We start from the raw sequence: 19,589 nt of genomic DNA, 5'->3' as shown, positions 1-19,589 counted from the left end.
GGCCAGCGCGTCCTTGGTTGGGTTGAGCTTGGCTTCCAGGGCGTAGTTGGTGTTGATCAGCGCCAGGTCGACCTGAGTCAGCACGCGCGGCAGGGTGGCCGCTTCCAGCTCACGTACCTTGATGGCTTTCGGGTTCTCGACGATGTCTTTCGAGGTGGCGAGGATGCCCGCTTCCGGCTTCAGGGTAATAATCCCGGCCTTCTGCAGCAGCAGCAGGGCGCGGCCGCCATTGGTGGCGTCGTTCGGGATCACCACGTTGGCGCCTTGTGGCAGGTCGGCCAGTTTCTTGTGCTGGCTGGAGTATGCGCCGAAGGGCTCGACGTGAACGCCAGCTACGCTGACCAGCTCGGTGCCACGGCTCTTGTTGAACTCATTCAGGTACGGCTGGTGCTGGAAGAAGTTGGCATCCAGGCGTTTTTCGGCAACCTGCACGTTCGGCTGCACGTAGTCGGTGAACACTTTGATGTTCAGTTCAACGCCGTTTTTGGCCAGCGCGGGCTTAACGAATTCGAGGATTTCCGCGTGCGGTACGGCAGTAGCGGCGACGCTCAGGCTTTCGGCCTGGGCGGAGAAGGCTGCCAGGGCAGCGAATGCAGCGATCAGTTTTTTCATCGTAAAGCTCCTTGTGGGATGTGTGCGGAGGCCGGCAGGTAACCAGTATCCCGCTGTCTTGTGCGCCTCGGAGGACGCATTATTTTCTGGAAAAGTGCACCACCAGCTTGTCGCCGACGGTTTGTAGAATCTGTACCAGCACCAGCAGGAGGATCACCGTCACGGCCATCACGTCTGGCTGATAACGCTGATAGCCATAACGCACGGCCAGGTCGCCGAGACCGCCGCCGCCAATCAGGCCGCTCATGGCGGTGTAGGACACCAGGGTAATCGCGGTCACGGTGATGGCCGCGATAATCCCGGGCAGCGCCTCGGGTAGCAGGGCGTTGACTACGATCTGCCGGGTGGTGGCGCCCATGGCCTGGGTCGCTTCGATAATCCCGCGGTCGACTTCACGCAGCGCGGTTTCCACCAGGCGCGCGAAGAATGGTGTGGCGCCCACTACCAGTGGTGGGATGGCGCCAGGTACACCCAGCGAGGTGCCAGTGACGATTACCGTGAAGGGGATCATCACGATCAGCAGGATCACGAATGGTACCGAGCGCAGGATATTTACCAGCAGCGACAGGAAGCCGTAGAAGGTCTTCTGCTCGAACATCTGCCGTGGGCTGGTGAGAAACAGCAGCACACCCAGCGGCAGGCCGAGCAGCACGGTAAACAGCATGGAGCCGCCGAGCATGCTCAGGGTGTCCAGGCTGGCGTAGCCGATTTCCGCCCAATCAACGTTGGGTAACAGGCGAATCAGTAAGACTTCCATTAGCGCAGCACCTCCAGATGCACGTCGGCGGCAGCAAAGCGCGCCAGCGCGGCGTCGAGGTCGCCGCCGGTCAGGGCCAGGGTCAACTGGCCGTAGGGGGTGTTCTTGATGCGGTCGATACGCCCGGCGAGGATGCTGTAATCCACCCCGGTTTCGCGGGCCACGGTGCCCAGCAGCGGTGCATAGGTGGCTTCGCCCTGGAAGGTCAGGCGCAGGATACGTCCGGCGACATGGGCAAAATCATCGCGCTGTTCGTTCTCGTCGATCTGCTCGGCTTCCTGCACGAAGCGCTTGGTGGTGGCGTGTTGGGGGTGCAGAAACACCTCGGCCACTGGGCCGGATTCGACGATCACCCCGGCATCCATGACGGCAACGCGGTCACACACGCGGCGGATCACGTCCATCTCGTGGGTGATGAGTACGATGGTCAGATTCAACTCGCGGTTGATTTCAGCCAGCAGCTGCAACACCGAGGCGGTGGTCTGCGGGTCGAGGGCACTGGTGGCCTCGTCGCACAGCAGGATCTTCGGCTCGGTGGCCAGGGCGCGGGCGATGCCGACGCGCTGCTTCTGCCCGCCGGAGAGCTGTGCCGGGTACTTGTTGGCATGGTCCTGCAGGCCGACCCGGGCCAGCAACTCAATCACACGGGTATTAATCGCGCTGCGCGGCAGCTCACCGGCCAGTTTCAGTGGCAGGGCGACGTTCTCGGCGACGGTCTTCGACGAAAGCAGATTGAAGTGTTGGAAGATCATCCCGATCTGCTGACGGAAACGCCGCAGACCCGTGGCGTCGAGCGCGGTGACGTCTTCGCCGTCGATCTCGATACGCCCGCCAGAAGGCTCTTCCAGACGGTTGATCAGACGTAGCAGGGTGCTTTTGCCGGCACCGGAGTGACCGATGATGCCGAACACTTCGCCCCGGGCAATCTGCAGATCGCTCGGTTGCAATGCGGGGATGTCCTGACCACTGACGCGGTACGCCTTGTGGACCTGATGAAAGTTGATCACTGCATAAACCTTTTGGGTTTCAACGTTGCCGGGTAGGCAGAAACGGCCGGCTAGTCTACCTGCCACTGTTTAGGCCGCAAAAATCTTTGTGGGCCTATGTTTATAGCTAAATCGCATTAATGGCTGGGCTGTTCCGCCCAGTGTAGCCAGCGCCAATGCAAACGACCGGGCAAGCCCGGTCGTGATCGCAGCGCACGTGGTTAACGCTGCGGGCTAAGCACCAGCTGCGGCACCTGGGCGGGCTTGATCACCTGGCTCATGCGCGGGCTGAAGCTCGGGTCCAGGCGCTTGATCCGTGCGTTAAGCAAGGAGGCGACCCAGGGGAAATCCTTGGCCTGGCGCACTTCGATGCGCACCGCGCAATTAAAGGCGACCATATCCGCCGCCACGCCGTCGAGCAGGCTGCGCAGGCGCTCGTTGTCCTTATTATCCAGCATCGGCATGCCAATCACGCTGCTGGCGGCGGCGGGGTCGATCAGCCGTGCCTGTGCCTTGGCTGGCGCGGGCTCTGTGGCTGGCGGGGTATTCGGCAGCTGAGTGTCCTGAATCGCGGCGGCCTGGCGTTCGGCGGCCAGGCGCAGCTGGCGCGCTTGCTCCAGGCGGGCGGCTTCGGCCTGGACAGCCGCCTGCTCGGCGGCACGGCGCTGCTGTTCGGCGGCGGCCAGTTTGGCTTCACGGGCCTGGGCGATGGCGCCATCCAGGCCGGTGGTCAGTGCCGGTGCCTGCGGCATCAGACTGCGGGCGCGGCTCAGGGCTTTGGTGGCGTTATCCAGATTACCGGCCTGCAGGGCTTTCTGGCCCTGTTGCAGATGGGCTTCGGCGAGCTGGCGCTGGTATTGCTCCAGGCGGGTATCGCCGGCCGCGCGTTGCTGCAGGTTACCCAGCTGGCTTTCGGCGCTGCTCAGGTCGCCGCTGGCCAGGCTCTGGTCGAGCTGGCGAAAGGCGCTGACCAAGTCATCCACCGGCAGGTTGGCCGGTTGCGGCGCACTTTGGCAGCCGGCCAGCAGCAGAACCAGGCTCAGGGCAAATCCACGGAAAACGAACGATGTCATGACTGCGCGTCTCGAATTGTGCAAAAAACGCGCAAGTTTACACTGCGCTGCCTGACACAACCAATTTTTCAGGCGGTACGTCTGGGAAGGGCAAAGCTCAGTAGAAACAACGCTGCGGCGCTGACCACAATGGATGGCCCGGCCGGCGTGTCCTGAAACCACGACAGGCTCAGCCCGCCGCCTACCGCGACGATGCCCAGCAGGCTCGCGCCGAACGCCATCTGTTCCGGAGTGCGCGCATGGCGCTGGGCGGCAGCGGCGGGAATGATCAGCAGGGAGGTGATCAGCAGCACGCCGACGATCTTCATCGCCACGGCGATCACCACGGCGATCAGCAGCATCAGGCTCAGGCGAATTGCCGCCACCGGCAGGCCTTCGACCTTGGCTAATTCTTCATGCACGGTAATCGCCAGCAACGGCCGCCAAAGCAGGGCCAGCAGCACCAGCACCAGGGCGCTACCGCCGATAATCCAGGCCAGGTCTGTTGGGCCGACGGCCAGTAGGTCGCCGAACAGATAACCCATCAGGTCGATGCGCACATCCTGCATAAAGCTCAGCACCACCAGGCCCAGCGACAGGGTGCTGTGGGCGAGGATCCCGAGCAGGGTGTCGGAGGCCAACGGTTGGCGGCTTTGCAGGGTGACCAGCAGCACGGCCAGCAGGACACAGCCCACGGTCACCGCCAGGGTCGGGCTGACATCCAGCATCAGCCCTAGAGCGACACCGAGCAGCGCGGCATGCGACAGGGTGTCGCCGAAGTAGGCCATGCGCCGCCACACCACAAAGGAGCCCAGCGGGCCGGCGACCAGCGCAAGGGCCAGGCCGGCGAGCAGGGCGTTGAGCAGAAAATCAGCCATGCGTGCAGCCATCTCCGTGAATATGCGGTTTGACCGGGCCTTTGATACTCAGGCCGTTAGGCGTTTCAGTGACCACCGCGCCATGCAGATCGTGCTCATGGTCATGGTGGTGGGTGTAGACGGCCAGGCTCTTGGCGTCCTCGCCGAACAGTTCGACAAAGGCCGGATCGAAACTGACCTGCTCTGGATGCCCGGAGCAGCACACGTGACGGTTCAGGCAGACCACCTGATCGGTGGTGCTCATCACCAGGTGTAGGTCGTGCGAAACCATCAGCACGCCGCAACCGTGGCGGTCGCGCAACTGGGTGATCAACCGGTACAACTCGGCTTGGCCTGCAACGTCGACGCCCTGCACCGGTTCATCCAGCACCAGCAGTTCTGGCTCGCGCAGCAGGGCGCGGGCCAGCAGCACGCGCTGCAGTTCGCCGCCGGAAATGCTTTGCAGCGGGCTGTCGAGCACCTGTTCGGCGCCCACTTCCGCCAGCGCTGCCTGCACATGGCTGCGCGTCACACCCGGCACCAGGCGCAGAAAGCGCAGCACCGAGAGCGGCAGAGTGGCATCCACATGCAGCTTCTGCGGCATATAGCCGACGCGCAGTTTGGGTTTGCGCCAGACGCTGCCGCTGTCCGGCTTGAGCAGGCCGAGTACAGCGCGCACCAGGGTGGTTTTGCCGGCGCCGTTGGGGCCGATCAGGGTGACGATCTCGCCGGGTTTCACGCTCAGCTGCACATCCTGCAGCACGCTCTGTCCGGCGAAGGTCACGCCCACCCCGGCGAGGCGGATCAGGGCGTCGCTCATGTCGGCTCCTGGCAGCCTGCGCAAAGGCCGACCACTTCCACCGTCTGGCTTTCCACGGCAAAACCGACCCCGGCCGCGCTGCTGATAATGGCGTCGCTGATCGTGGCCTGCTCCAGCTCGATGGCCGCATTGCAGCTTCGGCAAATCAGGAACTGGCCTTGATGAGCGTGTTCCGGGTGGCTGCAGCCGACAAAGGCGTTAAGCGAGGCAATGCGGTGCACCAGGCCGTTTTCCAGCAGGAAATCCAGGGCGCGGTAGACCGTGGGCGGCGCAGCGCGGCGGCCGTCTTCGTCGCTCAATACGCCGAGAATGTCATAGGCCCCCAGCGGCTTGTGGCTGGCCCAGACCAGTTCCAGCACGCGTTTGCGCAAGGCGGTCAGGCGCAGACCCTGGCGCGCGCAGATGGCTTCGGCCTCGGCCAGGGCATGATTGACGCAGTGGGAATGGTCGTGTGGGCGTGAGGCCAGCGGAGCTTGAGTCATGGGCAACGACGAATAAGGTGAGAGACGTTATTATATTACCCGTTCCTTCCCGCTTGAGTGCTCCCCGTGTTGCGTCTTTTTCCGGCTTTTGCCCTATTGTTTATCACCTTTCCCCTGAGTTTCGCGGTCCACGCCGATGTGCGTGTGCTGACCAGCATCAAACCGCTGCAACTGATCGCCGCTGCGGTGCAGGATGGCGTTGGCCAACCAGAGGTGCTGCTGCCGCCGGGCGCCTCACCACACCACTATGCGCTGCGCCCCTCCGATGTGCGCAGCGTGCGCGAAGCTGACCTGCTGTACTGGATCGGCCCGGACCTGGAAAGCTTCCTGCCGCGCGTGCTGGCCGGCCGCGACAAGCCGAGTGTGGCGGTGCAGGATGTTCCAGGTATGTCCTTGCGTCATTTTGGCGACAGCGATGCGCAACACGCCGAGCATCACGCCGATCACGAGGATCACGAGGATCACGAGGATCACGCACACGCCGCCGACCAGCATGACCACGCCCACCGCCCCGGCAGCCTGGATGCGCACCTCTGGTTGCTCCCGGCCAATGCCCGGGCAATTGCCGGCAAGATCGCCGCCGACCTGGCGCAGGTCGATCCGGCCAATGCCGCGCGCTACCAGGCCAATGCCAAGGCATTCGGCGAGCGTCTGGATGCCCTGGATCAGCGCCTGAAAAGTCGCCTGAATGGTCTGGCTGGCAAGCCCTACTTCGTTTTCCACGAAGCCTACGACTACTTCGAAGCCGCCTATGGCCTTAAGCACGCCGGGGTATTCAGCGTGCTTGGCGAGGTGCAGCCGGGTGCCCAACACGTGGCCGCCATGCGCGAGCGCTTGCAGCAAGCCGGGCCGAGTTGTGTGTTCAGCGAACCGCCGTTTCGCCCGCGCCTGGCGCAAACCCTGACCGCCGGCCTGCCGGTGACCCTGGCTGAGTTGGACGCCATGGGCGGCGCCTTGCCAGTGGATGCTGGCGGCTACGAAGCCCTGCTGGAAAACATGGCGGGCGAATTGGCCGGGTGTCTCGACGCGCTGTAATCGGCGCCCGGACCTTAGAAGGCGAACGGCAGCGCCAGCTCAACCTGCTGACGCTGGGCCAGGCGGCGCTGGAATTCTGCCGGGTCGTGGATCAGCACTTCCTGGCCGGCGAAGGATTCGGCGGCGATCAGGCGTGACAGCCAGAAGCGCACACAAGCGATGCGCAGCATGGCCGGCCACAATTCAGCTTCTGCCGCCGTAAAGGGCCGTAAACCGGCATAGGCACCGAGCAGCGCCTGCGCGCGCTTGTTGTCCAGGCTGCCGTCATCCCGCGAGCACCAGTCGTTCAGGGCAATCGCCAAGTCATAGAGCATCGGCCCCGAGCAGGCGTTGTAGAAGTCGATCACCCCGGCCAGGTGGTTGCCGTCGAACAGTACGTTATCGCGGAACAGGTCGGCATGCAGGTTGGCCTGCGGCAAGGCGAGGATGCGCGGCTTGAGTGTGTGGATCTCCGCCAGTGCATCGCGCAGCAGTGGCACCTGTTCATCGGGCAACTTCAGGGCCAGGCTTGGGCCTTCGGCGAGCATCCAGTCCAGGCCCCGATCACTCTTGCGCGGCAGCGGCTGATTGCGCGTGGCCAGGTGAATGCGCGCCAGCAGTGCACCGACTTCCTGGCAGTGATGCGGATTGGCCTCATGCACATGCTTGCCGGCCAGGCGCGGCTGCAGCAGCGCCGGTTTTTCCGCCAGGCTGCGCAGCGCCTCGCCGCTGGTCGTACGCAGGGCATAGGGCACCGGCAGACCTGCGTCGTGCAGCACATCGAGCAACTCGATAAAGAAGGGCAAGTCGGCGCTTGGGCCGCGCTCGATCAGGGTCAGAACGAATTCGCCCTGCTCCAGGCTGACGAAGAAATTGCTGTTCTCACTGCCCGCAGCAATACCCTGGAAGTCGCGCAAGCGACCCAGGCCATAGGGGGCGAGAAACGCCTCGAGCTCGTGTCGCTCAAGCGGGGTAAACACCGACATTGCAGAACTGCCTTCTTACCAGCTGAAAATTTCCCAGGCCGGAATCAACATATCCGGGCTGTCCGAGCGGACGAAGTTGCCATCGCTGCCATCGGCGCGTACCAGAAAGTACGGCTTGCCGCCTTTAGGGATGACCTTGACCGCGTAGAGAAAACCGTTGACCCGGTATTCATGGATGGTGCGGTCGCCGTCCTGGCGAATGGTTACATCCGGGTCGGCCGAAACCGGATCTTCGGCGTGGGCGACCAGGGTGGTGAATGCCAGCAGGCTGGCGAGCAACAGGCGATTGAGTGCGCGCATGATAACCTTGTCCCTTTGATTCCAATGGTGCGGCCATTCTACCGCCGCCCCCGCCGAAAAGGTTGATCCTGCTCATGAGCCAAGCCCCTCTCGTTCTGGTTGACGGTTCGTCTTACCTTTACCGTGCCTTCCATGCCCTGCCGCCGCTGACCACCTCCAAGGGCTTGCCCACCGGCGCGGTGAAGGGCGTGCTGAACATGCTCAAGAGCCTGCGCAAGCAGTACCCGAAAAGCCCATTTGCCGTGGTGTTCGACGCCAAGGGCGGGACCTTCCGCGATGAAATGTTCGCCGAGTACAAGGCCAATCGCCCGTCCATGCCCGATGAGCTGCGCGTCCAGGTCGAGCCGCTGCACGCCAGTGTCAGAGCCATGGGCTACCCGCTGTTGTGCGTCGAGGGCGTTGAGGCCGATGACGTGATCGGCACTCTGGCCCGTCAGTGCGCCGCCGAGGGCCGTGACGTGGTGATCTCCACCGGCGACAAGGACATGGCTCAGCTGGTCTGCCCGCACGTTACGCTGGTCAACACCATGACCGGTAGCGTCTATGACATCGATGGCGTGAAAGCGAAATTCGGTGTCGGTCCTGAGCTGATCATCGATTACCTGGCGCTGATGGGCGATAAGGTCGACAACATTCCCGGCGTGCCGGGCGTGGGCGAGAAGACCGCCCTGGGCCTGCTGGTCGGGGTCGGCGGTGGCCTCGATGTGCTCTACGCCAATCTCGATAAAGTCCCGGAATTGCCGATTCGTGGGGCCAAGACCCTGCCGGCTAAACTCGCTGAGCACAAGGACATGGCCTACCTGTCTTACGCCCTGGCGACCATCAAACTGGATGTGCCGCTGAATATCGCCATCGACTCGCTGCACCCAGGCGAGATGGATGTGCCGGCGCTGATGGAGCTGTACGCCGAGCTGGAATTCAAAACCTGGCGTGATGAACTGCTGCGCAGCAATCCGGCCCCGGCAGTCAAGGCCACGGTCGCAGCGCCGGCCGATGACCTGTTCGCCCTGACGCCTAGCGCCAGTGCCGCCGCTGTAGTCGCGTCAGCTCCAGTAGCCGCTGATGCACCGACTGCCGAGGTGGTTGTTGCCGAGTTGCCCGCCGGGGCAGCGTTGGGCGATTACCAGTGCATCCTCGATCAGGCGCAGTTCGATCAGTGGCTGGAGAAACTGCGCAACGCCGAGCTGATCGCTTTCGACACTGAAACCACCGGCCTGGATGCACAAAAGGCCCAGTTGGTTGGCCTGTCCTTTGCGGTCAAGGCCGGCGAAGCAGCCTATATCCCGGTCGCCCACTCCTATATGGGCGTGCCGACCCAGCTGGATCGCGATGCGGTGCTCAAGGCGCTGAAGCCGATCCTGGAAGACCCGAACAAGGCCAAGGTCGGCCAGCACGCCAAGTACGACATCAATATCCTCGCCAATGCCTCGACGCCGATTGCGGTGCAGGGTGTTGCGTTCGACACCATGCTCGAATCCTACGTGCTGGACTCCACCGCCACCCGTCACGATATGGACAGCCTGGCGCTCAAGTACCTGGATCACAGCAACATCCGCTTCGAAGACATCGCCGGCAAAGGCGCCAAGCAGCTGACCTTCGACCAGATCGACCTGGCCCAGGCTGCACCCTATGCCGCCGAAGATGCCGACGTGACCCTGCGTCTGCACCAGCACCTGTGGGCCAAACTGTCGGCCGAGCCGAGCCTGGCCAGGGTGTTGCACGAGATCGAGATGCCGCTGGTGCCGGTACTGGCGCGTATCGAACGCCAGGGCGCGTTGGTGGATGCCAAGCTGCTCGGCCTGCAAAGCAACGAGTTGGGCGAAAAGCTGGTGGCCCTGGAGCGTCAGGCGTTCGAGATTGCTGGCGAGGAGTTCAACCTGGCCTCACCCAAGCAGCTGGGCGTGATCCTCTACGAGAAACTGGGCTTGCCGGTGCTCAGCAAGACCGCCAAAGGCCAGGCTTCGACGGCTGAAGCCGTGTTGGCGGAACTGGCCGAACAGGACTTCGAGCTGCCCAAGGTGCTGATGCAGTACCGCTCCCTGAGCAAACTGAAAAGCACCTATACCGATCGTCTGCCGGAGCAGATCAACCCGCGCACCGGGCGTATCCACACCAGCTATCACCAGGCGGTAGCCGCGACCGGACGCTTGTCGTCCACCGACCCTAACCTGCAGAACATCCCGATTCGTACGGCCGAAGGTCGGCGTATTCGCCAGGCCTTTGTCGCACCGAAGGGCTACAAGTTGCTGGCGGCAGACTATTCGCAGATCGAACTGCGCATCATGGCCCACCTGGCCAAGGATGAAAGCCTACTGGAGGCCTTCCGTCATGGCCGCGATGTGCACAAGGCCACCGCAGCTGAAGTCTTCGGTGTGCCCTTGGAAGAGGTCACCAGTGATCAGCGCCGCAGCGCCAAGGCGATCAACTTCGGCCTGATCTACGGTATGAGCGCCTTCGGCCTGGCCAAGCAGATCGGCTGCGACCGCAAGCAGGCGCAGGCCTATATCGATGTGTATTTCGCCCGCTATCCCGGCGTGCTGGCCTATATGGAGCGCACCCGCGAGCAGGCCTGCGAACAGGGCTTTGTCGAGACCCTATTCGGCCGTCGCCTGTACCTGCCGGATATCCATGCGAAGAACCAGGCGCTGCGCAAAGGTGCCGAGCGCACCGCGATCAACGCGCCGATGCAAGGTACGGCGGCGGACATCATCAAGCGTGCGATGGTCACCGTGGACAGCTGGCTGAGCGAGTCCGGCCTGGACGCCAAAGTCATCCTGCAGGTGCACGACGAACTGGTGCTGGAAGTGCGTGAGGACTTGGTCGCGCAGGTCAGCGAGCAGATCCGGCCGCTGATGGGCAATGCCGCCGCGCTGGATGTGCCGCTGCTGGTGGAAGTAGGTGTGGGCGATAACTGGGATGAGGCGCACTGACGTCTCTGTAATGGGGCTGAGCGGTTGTCTTAGCGGGCGCCTTGAGTTTCTGGGTATCGATTCTTGGGTTTTTATAGCTAATCGTTTCAAAAATTTGGCTGAACTTTATTCTTGCCCGGCCAGTCAGAGTTTACGAATGGCCCGCAAAGCCCTTCGATGCTCCTTGTTGTGTTAAGTGTTGGCAGATTCTGGACCCCGCCCTAGCGGTTCAGACGTTAAACCCCGAACTTCCCTCCCCCATAAGAAGTTTCGGGGTTTTTTTTGCTCAACACATCCATGTGCTCCACCCCTTCGGGGCTTACGCGCAAAACGCTCCTGGCGTTTTTGTGGTTCCTCATCCATGGCGACCACCCTGCGGGCCGTTGCTGCGATTGCTACAAGCCTGGATCAGGCCTCGGTTTCTTCGTCATCCGGCAGGGCGAACTCACCCAGCTGCATCCATTCGGCCAGTACTTCCTGAGCCTCTTCGATGCCAATGCGCTTGGGCGCTGAGAACAACTGAATGCTGACGCGATCACCCCAGCCTTTTTGAATATCCTGGCGAACCTTGAGCAAGGTGTTCTTGGCTGCACCAAAAGCGAGCTTATCGGCCTTGGTCAGCAGGATGTGCATGGGCATTTCGCTGGCAACCGACCAATCCAGCATGAGGATATCGAACTCGGTCAGCGGTTTGCGGATGTCCATCATCAGCATCAACCCGCGCAAGCATTCGCGGCTGCCCAGGTAGGCTTCCAGGTGCTTTTGCCAGTGCAGCTTCAACGGGATCGGTACTTTGGCGTAGCCATAACCCGGCAGGTCGACCAGGCGGCGCTCTTCATCCAGTTTGAAGAAGTTGAGCAGTTGCGTGCGCCCTGGGGTCTTCGACGTGCGCGCCAGACTGGCATGGGTCAGCGTATTCAAGGCGCTGGATTTACCCGCGTTGGAACGGCCTGCAAAGGCCACTTCATGGCCGAAATCTTCCGGACACTGGTCGACCTTGGCCGCGCTGATAAGGAAACTGGCCTGTTGGCACAGACCGATAATGGGGTTCTTGGCTTGCATCTGGATATCCGTGAGGGCGAGCGTAGGGTGGCGTTGCAGGCGCGATGCCCTTGCGACATTTGCGCGCAGCCTGCCTGTCGGCGTATAGCGCGGCAAGCTGCGTCGTTTCCGTTTCAATGACGCCAGTATATAATGGCGCAGATTTTGTGTGCGCTTTCTCCCTGTTATTGGACAAGTGTTCACGGGAACGATTTAGATCATCTGCCCCTAGAAGCAGTACGTTCCCCTCCCTGATGAGGTTGATCTGATGAAAAAAATGCTGATTGCAGCCAGTGCTTTGATGCTGTCGTTGAGTGCTCAGGCTGCACAGGATCCAGAAGCCGTCTACGCTCGCGCGTGTGGTGTGTGCCATAACGGGCAGATTCCGACCGCTCCCAAGCGCGGCGACAAGGCAGCCTGGGAACCACGTCTGGCCAAAGGCACCGACGCCTTGGTGCAGAGTGTTACCAATGGTCTGAATGCCATGCCGCCCCGTGGGTTGTGCATGGATTGCACGCCCGAGGATTACCAAGCCGTCATCAAATTGATGACCGAGTAAGCCCGGCGCATAAACTCTTTCTCTTAGCCGTAAATTGGATTAGCTGATGAACAAAGTACTCGTGAGTCTGCTGTTGACCCTGGGCCTCACTGGCTTCGCACATGCTGCAGGCAATGCTGAAGCTGGCCAGGGTAAGGTGGTTGTGTGTGGTGCGTGCCATGGTGCCGATGGCAACAGTGCTGCACCGAACTTCCCGAAACTGGCTGGGCAAGGCGAGCGCTACTTGCTCAAGCAGCTGAAAGACATCAAATCCGGTGCACGCCCAATCGTGGAAATGACCGGTTTGCTGGATAGCCTCAGTGACCAGGACCTGCAGGACATCTCCGCTTACTTTGCCAGCCAGCAAATGAGCGTTGGCGCTGCTGATCCGAAACTGGTCGAGCGTGGCGGTGAGCTGTTCCGCGGCGGCAAACTGGCTGAAGGCATGCCGGCCTGCACCGGTTGTCATTCGCCGAATGGTGCAGGTTTGGATGCTGCTGGTTATCCGCAACTGGGCGGCCAGCATGCGACCTACATCGCCAAGCAGCTGACCGATTTCCGCGAAGGCAATCGTACCAATGATGGCGACAGCATGATCATGCGTTCGATCGCAGCCAAGCTGAGTAACAAGGACATTGAGGCGGTATCCAGCTTTATCCAGGGTCTGCATTGATCCGCTAACACCGCGACATGTCGTAATGAAATAGGGTGGCTTAGGCCACCCTATTTCGTTGTGGCCATCGCTACAATGCACGGAACCCCAGTTTGCCGCGCGGGTCGAACCTCGGTTCGTCATCACGCACCGTCTTATAGCCAAGGAGTAACGCATGCGTAACCTGATCCTCAGTGCCACTCTCGTCGCCACCAGCCTGTTTGGCCTGAGCGCCCATGCCGAGCCGATTGAAGCGGGCAAACAGTATGTCGAGCTGAACAATCCGGTAGCGGTGTCCAAGCCGGGCAAGATCGAAGTGGTCGAACTGTTCTGGTATGGCTGTGGCCATTGCTACAAATTCGAAGCCACTATTAATCCATGGATCGAAACCCTGCCAGACGATGTCAACTTTGTGCGCATCCCGGCCATGTTCGGTGGTATGTGGAACGTCCACGGCCAGATGTTTATCACCCTCGAGGCCATGAAAGCGGAGCACAAGGTTCATGCTGCGGTGTTTGATGCGCTTCATGTGCAGGGTAAGAAGCTGGCAACCCCGGAAGAAATGGCTGATTTCCTCGCGGCTGAAGGCATCGACAAAGATGCGTTCCTCAAGACCTACAATTCCTTCGGCGTGAAGAGCCAGCTGGAAAAAGCCAAGAAGCTCGCCATGGCCTATCAGATCACTGGCGTACCCGTGATGATCGTCAACGGCAAGTACCGTTTCGACATCAGCAGCTCGGGCGGTCCACAACAAACCCTGCAAGTGGCGGATCACCTGATCGCCAAAGAGCGCGCCGCACAGTAAGGCTTAAGCGGATAACGCGCCATGCTCAGGCGCTGGCCAGCCAGACGGGCGATTGATCTGTGCGATCCGCAGGTCAATCCCCGTTGCGTGCCGGTCGCTGACTGGCCCGCAGAGGGCAGCCTACGCCTGCTCAGCTTCAATATTCAGGTGGGTATCAGTACCCAGCGCTATCACCATTACCTGACGCGCAGCTGGCAACATTTGCTGCCACACGCCGGGCGCAGTGACAATCTGCAACGGATTGGTCAGCTGCTCGGTGATTTCGATCTGGTGGCTTTGCAGGAAGTTGATGGCGGCAGCCTGCGTTCGGGCTACGTCAACCAGGTCGAACATCTCGCGCATCTCGGCGCCTTCCCCTACTGGTATCAGCAACTCAACCGCAATCTCGGTCGTTTGGCCCAGCACAGCAATGGCGTACTCAGCCGCCTGCGTCCCAGCTTGCTGGAAGACCATCCGCTGCCCGGCCCTCCGGGCCGTGGAGCGATGTTGTTGCGCCTCGGTGAGGGGCCGGACGCGATTGCTGTGGTGATGATGCACTTGGCCTTGGGCGCACGAACCCGTACCCGGCAGTTGGCCTATATTCGCGAGTTGCTCAGCGATTACCGGCACCGGGTGCTGATGGGTGATATGAATACCCACGCCAACGATCTGCTGCAGCATTCACCTCTAAGGGACTTGGGCTTGTGGGCGCCACAGGTTGAGGCCACCTTTCCCAGTTGGCAGCCACAGCGCTGTCTGGACCATATCCTGCTCAGCGCGGAACTGTCTCTGGAACGCTGCGAAGTGCTGCCCTTGCCAATTTCGGATCATTTGCCGGTGGCGGTGCAAATTCGCTTGCCCACTTCACTCTGTGGGCCCGCACCGCCTATGCTGGTTGAGTCCTAGGTCTGCAAGCACGCGGTGAAAGCTGCTGGTGACTGACCCGGTAACAGACTGTGAACACTGGAAGGCAATGATGAGCGACGACGCCCAGCGCTGGAAAAGCAAGTACCTGGAAAGCCTGGAACAGCAGGAAAAACTTGAACGACGCTGGGAGGCGCGACTGGACCTGCTTCGCCGTGGTCTGGTGCGTAGCTCGCTCGCAGCCGAAGGCAGCGACAAGTCCGTTGACCAATGCATGCAGGAACTGCGTGAAACACTACGCCGCGATGATATCGACGCGGGCCTGGCGGCATTGATTCCTCGCCTGGAAAAAGCCGTGCTGGACTCGGAAAAGCGGCGTCAAGAGCGTATTGAGCAGAACATTTCCGGTGTAACCAACCTGACGGCTCAGCTGCTTGCCTTACAGCCGCCCCGTGAAGTGCGCAAAGCACTCAAACAGTTTTCCAGGCGAATTGAAGAGCGCGCCAGCCAGCCCCGTGAATTGCCTGCACTGCTTACTGAATTGAGTGGCTTGCAGCAGCAAGCCCTGGCGGTGTTTGACGGGGAAACAGCAACTACGCGGCCCGGTTTGTTACAGCGCCTATTCGGCAATAAGGATGCGCAGCCCGATACAGCGGACATTGACTCGGCTGTAGATGGACAGCCTGCTACCGGTATTGCCGCCGCAAACGCTGCGGAGAATCTGCTGGCTGAGCCTGCTGCAGCGTACCCTCCTGCCGGAACGGCTACCGAGCCCCCTGCTGTTGCGCTTGTATCGCCCACACCGGCACCGCTGACCCCACACGAACCCGTGGCTGAGTCACCGCGCGCAGTTGCAGAGCCCACCAGCGCAGCCCTGATGGGCGATCCGGCATATGCCCTTCCGGAAGTTCCCGAACCCGGGTACAGCTCCGTCGCGCCGCATATCGGTGAAAGTCTGATGAGGCTGCTCGATGAGCTGGAGTTGCCCGAGCGGCACAAGCCCCAGGGCGAAGTCTTGCGCTTGCGTGTGCAGGGTGGGCTGAACTGGTACGAGTTGGTGGCCGTGCTGGATGATCTGGCTGTGCTGATCCTGGCGGTAACTGACAGTGGCCAGCGCGAATTCGCCACCTACCTGAAGCAGCTCAACGAACGGCTGGCCTTGTTTCTCGACACGCTTACCGAAGCCCATGAGGGCTACAGCGAGTCTGTAGAGAGCGCGCGTACCTTCAATCAGGAGTTGCGCGATCAGGTCAGCGGTCTGCAGGCCAGTGTGCAGGAGGCCGTTGATCTGCACAGCCTCAAGCAATCCCTTGAAGCTCGCCTGGATGGCTTGCTCAATACGGTTAGCGCACACCAGAAGCACCGCGATGGCCGAGAGGAAGAGGTCGCCCAACGCCTGCAGAGCCTGACTCAGAAAGTCGCTGATATGGAACGCGAAGCGCAAAGCTTCCGTGACCATCTTGAAGAGCAACGGCAGAAAGCCCTGATTGATCCACTCACCGGACTGCCCAATCGTGCAGGTTGGAGCGAGCGCCTGGAATTGGAAATGGCGCGCTGGAAACGCTATGGCGGTGAGCTGGCGCTGGCGGTGCTGGATATTGATCACTTTAAACGGATCAACGACGGCTATGGCCATCTTGCCGGTGACAAGGTACTGAAGATCATTGCCGGTGAGTTGGCCAAGCGTCTGCGCAAAACCGACTTTATTGCCCGCTTTGGCGGCGAAGAGTTTGTTTTGCTGATCCCTTCAACACCTCTGGAAGGGGGGCGGCAGCTGTTGCAGACCCTGCTGGATGGTGTGGAGCAGTGCCCGTTTCATTTCCGCGGCGAGCGCGTAACCATCACCTTGTCGGCCGGACTCACCGTATTTGCCAACGGTGAAAGCAGTGAAAAAGTTTTCGAGCGCGCCGACCAGGCGCTGTACCGCGCCAAGAGTGGCGGGCGCAACCGGGTCGAACTGGGCTGAGTTCGCGGTTAGGCCACTGCGTTCAGGTAGGGTTTCCAATTGTCCGGGATGGCTTCCAGTTGTGGGTAACCCAGGCTGCGCAGGTGTCCGCCAGCCAAAAGAAATGGCGTATGCCGCAGGGCTTGCGGAACCTCGCGTAATTCCGGCAGCCACAGACTCACGTAATGGGCTTCGGGGTCATATTCACGGGCCTGACGCAGGGCGTTGAACACCCGATTGTGCCGTGGATCGTTACCCACACCCACCAGGTAGGCCCAATTTCCCCAGTTACTGGCTGGGTCATAGTCGATCAGATGCTCCTCAAACCAGGCTGCACCGTGGCGCCAGTCCTGTTGCAGGTCATTGATCAGGTAGCTGGCGACCACCTGGCGACCTCGGTTGGACATGAAGCCAGTGGCGGCCAGTTCGCGCATATTGGCGTCGATCAACGGCATGCCTGTGCGTCCGCGCGACCACTCCTGGAAGCGCTGATCCAGTTGCTGGGGGGCGCGTTCGGTGGCCTTCAGTCCGCCGGCCTTGAACAGCGCACTCCCATGCCGCGCCAGGGTCCAGCGGAAGAAGTCGCGCCAGAGCATTTCGACCCACAACCAGTGGGTTGAATCATTGCGTTTGTATTGCGCTTCATGACGTCGCAGTTCAGCGATCACTCGCCGCGCCGAGAGGCTGCCATTGGCCAGCCAAGGCGAGAATTTCGATGAATACTCGCTGCCGATCATGCCATTGCGGGTCTCTTTGTATTGGCGAACGCCCTGACTCTTCCACAGGTAGTCACGCAGGCGGCTCAGGGCCGCGGGTTCACCGCCCGAGAAGGGAAAGGCGCTTGCCGGAACACTGAGCGGCTCACCCAGACCCAGTTGAGAAAGCGTCGGCAAGGGCTGCAACAGAGCCAGTGCACCGTCAGGTAATCGAGGCAGGTATTCGGGTGCGAGGGCGGGTTGAAAGACCAGTAGCCGTTCTTCGACCAGGCTGCGAAAGCGGCTGAATACATGAGGAAACTGTTTGAGCGAGAATGGCAGGTCTTCACTGCGTAGCAGATTGTTGGCTGGCGCCAGTAACAGCGGTGTAGTGCCCAGGTTGCGGGCGACTCGGTCCAACTGTGCACATTCGTCGGGTGCCATCTCCTCAAGCGTCAGTACCTGATTGAGCTTGAGCTGATTAACCAGCCGGGGGATGACCTGTTCAGCGCTGCCAATCACGACCAGCAGATGAGAGCCGCGTTGACGTAATTCACCTTCCAGCGCCATCAGGCTTTCCAGCAGAAAACGGGCGCGGTGGACGCCCATACGACGCATGCCGAACGCATTGAGCTGTAACTGTGCCGGATCCAGTACATACACGGGCAACAGGCACTCGGCGGTCATGCCTGCCTGCAATGCCGGATGATCATCAAGGCGTAGATCCTGCTTGAACCACAGCAATGCGCGCATGGCTTGAGCCTCACATTTGCTACAAAGCATGTACAGATAGTGTTTTTGTACAGGAGTTAGTCTAGCAGCGTGAACGCTGACCTGCCTGGGCAGCAGACCGGCGTGACGAATCTGCCTGATCAAAGGTGTTTTCTCCCGCGATATCCGTCCGGGTAGTCGCCTTGCCGCGGCAAGAGGCCATAAACTCTGGCGGTCTGTTAAGGAGTCATCATGGAAATCTTTGGCCTCGCTGCGCTGATCTTTCTGGTCACCGATCCCTTCGGCAATATCGCCATCTTTATTGCCGCGCTGAAAAATGTACCGAACAAACGTCGTCTGTGGGTCGCTGGGCGTGAGCTGATATTCGCCCTGGCTTTGCTGCTGCTGTTTCTCACCTTCGGTGACACGGTGCTCAGTGCGTTGGGGCTGTCGCGCGAAGCCACCGCGATTGCCGGCGGTATCATTCTGTTCGTGGTGGCCATGCGATTGATTTTTCCCGGTCCGCAAGGTGTTCTCGGTGACGTACCCGACGGTGAACCCATGCTGGTGCCTCTGGCCACGCCAGCAGTGGCGGGGCCATCGGCCCTGGCCTTGCTGATGACGTTACGCAATACCCATGATGGTCCGCTATGGGAGCTTTACGCCGCCGTGGTTTTGGCCTGGGCGGCAACCGCGTTCATTTTGTTGCAGGCTTCTTTCCTGCAGCGCTTTCTGGGGCCACGTGGCCTGACCGCTGTGGAGCGCCTGATGGGCATGCTGCTGATCATGCTCAGCGTCGACATGCTGCTGGATAACCTGCAAAGCGTGTTGCATATCACCCCATGAGAATCTTTCTATTCAGCATCCTGCTGCTATTGGCCGGGTGCAGCCAGACACTGCACATCAATGAGCGCTACAGCGCCAGTGGCCAGAACAGCCGAGTGCAGTACATCGTATTGCACTACACCTCGGCAGACCTGAACCGCTCACTGCAACTGCTGACCGAAACCGAAGTCAGTAGTCACTATCTGATTGGTGACCGCACGCCGACCATCTACCGCCTGGTTGATGAGAATCGCCGCGCCTGGCATGCCGGCGACAGCCAGTGGCAGGGGCGTACCTGGCTCAATGGCACCACAATCGGTATCGAATTGGTTAACCAGGGCTTCTATGACACCCCCACAGGGCGCTACTGGCAGCCGTTTGCACCGGCGCAGATCGAGGCGCTGATCGGGCTGCTCAAAGACATCATGCAGCGCCACCAGCTGCCGCCCGGCAGCATCCTGGCGCACAGTGATATTGCGCCTCAGCGCAAGGTTGACCCCGGCCCATTATTCCCCTGGAAGCAGCTGGCGGATGCGGGGCTCGTACCTTGGCCCGATGCCGATGCTGTGGCACGTCAGCAAGCACTGTTCAGCGCCAGCCTGCCGACCGTGCAATGGTTTCAAGCGCAATTGATGCGACAGGGTTATGCCGTGCCACTGCACGGTGAACTGGATCAAGCCACCCGCAACGTACTGGCTGCCTTTCAGATGAAATACCGTCCTGCGCGCTATGACGGCGAGCCCGATGCGCAGACCGCTG

The 19,589-nt window shown here is 61.0% G+C and carries 20 protein-coding genes; 9 read left to right on the top strand and 11 right to left on the bottom strand.

Annotated features, from left to right (window positions below):
- The 7 genes from DBR00_RS19635 to DBR00_RS19605 all read right to left on the bottom strand — a co-directional run.
- A partial coding sequence (locus DBR00_RS19635) for a MetQ/NlpA family ABC transporter substrate-binding protein (protein WP_256583088.1) occupies positions 1-612 on the bottom strand: 612 nt, incomplete at its 3' end.
- A 79-nt stretch (positions 613-691) separates the two neighbouring features.
- Positions 692-1,369, bottom strand: coding sequence for a methionine ABC transporter permease (locus tag DBR00_RS19630; RefSeq protein WP_108486637.1), 678 nt, complete (start codon positions 1,367-1,369; stop codon positions 692-694).
- Positions 1,369-2,376, bottom strand: coding sequence for a methionine ABC transporter ATP-binding protein (locus DBR00_RS19625; RefSeq protein WP_108486636.1), 1,008 nt, complete (start codon positions 2,374-2,376; stop codon positions 1,369-1,371). Before DBR00_RS19625 ends, DBR00_RS19630 begins: the two co-directional genes overlap by 1 nt.
- Before the next feature lie 200 nt (positions 2,377-2,576).
- A complete protein-coding gene (locus tag DBR00_RS19620; RefSeq protein WP_108486635.1) occupies positions 2,577-3,428 on the bottom strand; it encodes a PA5502 family lipoprotein in 852 nt (283 codons plus the stop codon).
- Positions 3,429-3,496: 68 nt separating this feature from the next.
- On the bottom strand, positions 3,497-4,285 hold the full coding sequence (gene znuB / locus DBR00_RS19615; RefSeq protein ID WP_108538104.1) for a zinc ABC transporter permease subunit ZnuB: 789 nt from the start codon (positions 4,283-4,285) through the stop codon (positions 3,497-3,499).
- Entirely contained in the window at positions 4,278-5,084 is an 807-nt protein-coding gene (znuC, locus tag DBR00_RS19610; protein WP_108486363.1) for a zinc ABC transporter ATP-binding protein ZnuC, read from the bottom strand. Before znuC ends, znuB begins: the two co-directional genes overlap by 8 nt.
- Positions 5,081-5,566 (bottom strand): Fur family transcriptional regulator, encoded by a 486-nt coding sequence (locus DBR00_RS19605; protein ID WP_108486364.1) that lies wholly within the window; start codon positions 5,564-5,566, stop codon positions 5,081-5,083. Before DBR00_RS19605 ends, znuC begins: the two co-directional genes overlap by 4 nt.
- Before the next feature lie 66 nt (positions 5,567-5,632).
- Here DBR00_RS19605 and znuA point away from each other — a divergent pair, with 66 nt between their 5' ends.
- Positions 5,633-6,601 carry a zinc ABC transporter substrate-binding protein ZnuA gene (gene znuA, locus DBR00_RS19600; RefSeq protein ID WP_108486365.1) on the top strand — a complete coding sequence of 323 codons (969 nt, stop codon included), beginning with the start codon at positions 5,633-5,635 and terminating at the stop codon, positions 6,599-6,601.
- A 14-nt stretch (positions 6,602-6,615) separates the two neighbouring features.
- Here the strand turns inward: znuA and DBR00_RS19595 are convergent, their stop codons facing one another.
- On the bottom strand, positions 6,616-7,566 hold the full coding sequence (locus tag DBR00_RS19595) for a homoserine kinase (RefSeq protein WP_108486366.1): 951 nt from the start codon (positions 7,564-7,566) through the stop codon (positions 6,616-6,618).
- A 15-nt stretch (positions 7,567-7,581) separates the two neighbouring features.
- Entirely contained in the window at positions 7,582-7,866 is a 285-nt protein-coding gene (locus DBR00_RS19590; protein WP_090254419.1) for a DUF2782 domain-containing protein, read from the bottom strand.
- 74 nt (positions 7,867-7,940) lie between these two features.
- On the opposite strand from DBR00_RS19590, the gene polA reads away from it, so the two are divergent.
- Positions 7,941-10,796, top strand: a complete 2,856-nt coding sequence (polA, locus tag DBR00_RS19585; RefSeq protein ID WP_108486367.1) for a DNA polymerase I — start codon at positions 7,941-7,943, stop codon at positions 10,794-10,796.
- A 387-nt stretch (positions 10,797-11,183) separates the two neighbouring features.
- Here the strand turns inward: polA and yihA are convergent, their stop codons facing one another.
- A complete protein-coding gene (gene yihA, locus DBR00_RS19580; RefSeq protein ID WP_108486368.1) occupies positions 11,184-11,837 on the bottom strand; it encodes a ribosome biogenesis GTP-binding protein YihA/YsxC in 654 nt (217 codons plus the stop codon).
- 247 nt (positions 11,838-12,084) lie between these two features.
- Here yihA and DBR00_RS19575 point away from each other — a divergent pair, with 247 nt between their 5' ends.
- The 5 genes from DBR00_RS19575 to DBR00_RS19555 all read left to right on the top strand — a co-directional run bounded on the left by DBR00_RS19575 (position 12,085) and on the right by DBR00_RS19555 (position 16,620).
- Positions 12,085-12,375 (top strand): cytochrome c5 family protein, encoded by a 291-nt coding sequence (locus DBR00_RS19575; RefSeq protein ID WP_108486369.1) that lies wholly within the window; start codon positions 12,085-12,087, stop codon positions 12,373-12,375.
- 46 nt (positions 12,376-12,421) lie between these two features.
- Positions 12,422-13,027, top strand: a complete 606-nt coding sequence (locus tag DBR00_RS19570; RefSeq protein WP_108486370.1) for a cytochrome c — start codon at positions 12,422-12,424, stop codon at positions 13,025-13,027.
- A gap of 154 nt (positions 13,028-13,181) precedes the next feature.
- Positions 13,182-13,811, top strand: coding sequence for a thiol:disulfide interchange protein DsbA/DsbL (locus DBR00_RS19565; protein ID WP_108486371.1), 630 nt, complete (start codon positions 13,182-13,184; stop codon positions 13,809-13,811).
- 21 nt (positions 13,812-13,832) lie between these two features.
- Positions 13,833-14,696, top strand: a complete 864-nt coding sequence (locus DBR00_RS19560; protein ID WP_108486372.1) for an endonuclease/exonuclease/phosphatase family protein — start codon at positions 13,833-13,835, stop codon at positions 14,694-14,696.
- Positions 14,697-14,766: 70 nt separating this feature from the next.
- On the top strand, positions 14,767-16,620 hold the full coding sequence (locus tag DBR00_RS19555; RefSeq protein ID WP_108486373.1) for a GGDEF domain-containing protein: 1,854 nt from the start codon (positions 14,767-14,769) through the stop codon (positions 16,618-16,620).
- 8 nt (positions 16,621-16,628) lie between these two features.
- Here DBR00_RS19555 and DBR00_RS19550 read toward each other — a convergent pair whose 3' ends face one another.
- Positions 16,629-18,047 (bottom strand): DASH family cryptochrome, encoded by a 1,419-nt coding sequence (locus DBR00_RS19550; RefSeq protein WP_108486374.1) that lies wholly within the window; start codon positions 18,045-18,047, stop codon positions 16,629-16,631.
- Positions 18,048-18,257: 210 nt separating this feature from the next.
- Between DBR00_RS19550 and DBR00_RS19545 the strand changes: the two genes are divergently transcribed.
- Together DBR00_RS19545 and DBR00_RS19540 are read left to right on the top strand one after the other, a co-directional pair.
- Complete coding sequence (locus DBR00_RS19545; protein ID WP_108486375.1) at positions 18,258-18,851, top strand: MarC family protein; 594 nt, start codon at positions 18,258-18,260, stop codon at positions 18,849-18,851.
- The coding region (locus DBR00_RS19540) for an N-acetylmuramoyl-L-alanine amidase (RefSeq protein WP_108538111.1) at positions 18,848-19,589 on the top strand (742 nt) is incomplete at its 3' end. The genes DBR00_RS19545 and DBR00_RS19540, both read left to right, overlap by 4 nt.

The sequence above is a fragment of the Pseudomonas sp. HMWF032 genome (assembly GCF_003060885.1).
GTDB lineage: Bacteria > Pseudomonadota > Gammaproteobacteria > Pseudomonadales > Pseudomonadaceae > Aquipseudomonas.
This window is presented reverse-complemented; position numbering and strand designations above follow the sequence as displayed.